This is a genomic window from Clostridioides sp. ZZV14-6154 (assembly GCF_020657785.1).
Taxonomy (GTDB): Bacteria; Bacillota; Clostridia; order Peptostreptococcales; family Peptostreptococcaceae; genus Clostridioides.
Window position 1 is genome coordinate 1 of sequence record NZ_JAGWCY010000115.1, and the last position, 202, is coordinate 202.

Sequence of the window (202 nt, forward strand, 5' to 3'; positions counted from 1 at the left end):
GCATAGTTAGTGTTGTTGCATCTTTTGTCGGTTCAGTTACACTTGTTATTTTTGATGCCTCATTATCTACTGCTTCTTGGTCTGTATCTACAGCTGTCTTAGCAGGTACTGTTACCTCTATTGATTTCGTATCTGCTGTTTTTCCACTTGATGTATGCTCTACTGTAAATACTAATGTAACTTTTGTTTCTGCATCTGGTGG

At 37.6% G+C, this 202-nt stretch carries 1 protein-coding gene; it reads right to left on the reverse strand.

The features are described from left to right. Window positions 1–202: hypothetical protein (locus KGF45_RS19985; protein WP_227843097.1), on the reverse strand; the 202-nt coding region annotated here is incomplete at both ends.